Annotated in this window: 1 protein-coding gene and 1 pseudogene; one reads left to right on the top strand and one right to left on the bottom strand. The window is 49.9% G+C overall.

What is annotated here, in order from left to right; translation table 11 throughout:
• A pseudogene (aglG, locus tag J07HQW2_RS09095) lies at positions 1–910 on the top strand (glucosyl-dolichyl phosphate glucuronosyltransferase); the annotation flags it as partial.
• Here aglG and J07HQW2_RS09090 read toward each other — a convergent pair.
• Entirely contained in the window at positions 907–1,131 is a 225-nt protein-coding gene (locus J07HQW2_RS09090) for a hypothetical protein (protein ID WP_303704039.1), read from the bottom strand. The pseudogene aglG and the gene J07HQW2_RS09090 overlap by 4 nt on opposite strands.
• Between the last annotated feature and the right edge of the window lie 126 nt (positions 1,132–1,257).

The following is a 1,257-nucleotide window of genomic DNA, read 5'->3' as shown; positions in this document are numbered from 1 at the left end:
GTCATTATCTGCACGTATACACTTGATATGTACGAACACTTCTGTGAAGCAGCTGATAGTGTGCTCGCACAGACGCACGACGATGTCGAGATCGTTGTGGTCGTCGATGGGACGCCCGAAGTGTATGAGCGTGTAATAAATGATTACGGAGATTACGAGGATGCAGTCATTGTGTGTAATAATGAGAACCTCGGATTGTTGGAAAGTCGGAACCGTGGTGCGGAACTAGCGTCTGGCGAGATTGTCGCGTTCATAGACGACGACGCGGTTGCGGACGAAGTGTGGATTGAGCGTTTGATACGCGCTTACGAGAAGGAGGACGCAATCGCGGCAGGAGGGAAGATGACGGCCGAGTGGGTCGCTGGGAGACCTTCATTCCTTCCGGAGGAGTTCTACTGGTTGGTAGGTGTGACGCATCGTGGGTTCGCTAATGGACCGGGTGAAGTGCGGAATACCTTCGGTTCGAATATCTCCTTTCAAGCGGACGTGTTTGATGAATCTAAACGGATTTGATGTCGATATCGGCGGACGAAAAGGCGATAAGAATCTTCAGGGAGGGGAGACGGAATTATGTGCGCGGATGCAACAGAAGTATGAACAGGGTGTATGGTACGATCCGGAAGCGAAGGTGGCTCATAAAGTCTTCAACTACCGGACGAAACTCTGTTGGTTGATAGATCGGGCATTCTGGCAGGGATACTCAAAGCGGGCGATGGAGTCGTTCGTGGAAGATAGCGAGGCTGCCGAGGAGACTGCTTTCCTTGCATCACTCGTAAGAACATATCTTCCGCGGAGGATATGTCAGTTGCTGCATGGACCGGACTACCCGAAGGTAGCACAGTTGATGATGCTTATTATTTTAACTGCAATTATTGGGGTCGGATACCTATGGAGTATGATTAATAACTAGCGGACAGTGGAAAGTGCTCTGTCGTAGGTCTGTGCAATATTCCGCCAGTCAAACTGCTGAACGAACGACTGGAATGGCTTGGGGTCGTGATTGGTTGCAGACATTACAGCGGCACGAATCGATGATATGCAAGAATCAGTATAAACAAGAAGGTCTCCAAACCGCTTGCGTGCCTGACCATCTAGCTGAACTACCGGAATTCCAACGGCACCATACTCCAATATTTTCAGTGTATGAGGATCGTTGACTAGTGAAAGTCCTACATCACAAACGGCAAGCAGACCAGGAATCGTCCTATGTGATATTGTACCGAGGTAGTGGACATTGTCGTGCTGTCAGCCGCTCGC

Source organism: Haloquadratum walsbyi J07HQW2 (assembly GCF_000415985.1).
Classification (GTDB): domain Archaea; phylum Halobacteriota; class Halobacteria; order Halobacteriales; family Haloferacaceae; genus Haloquadratum; species Haloquadratum walsbyi_B.
This window is presented reverse-complemented; position numbering and strand designations above follow the sequence as displayed.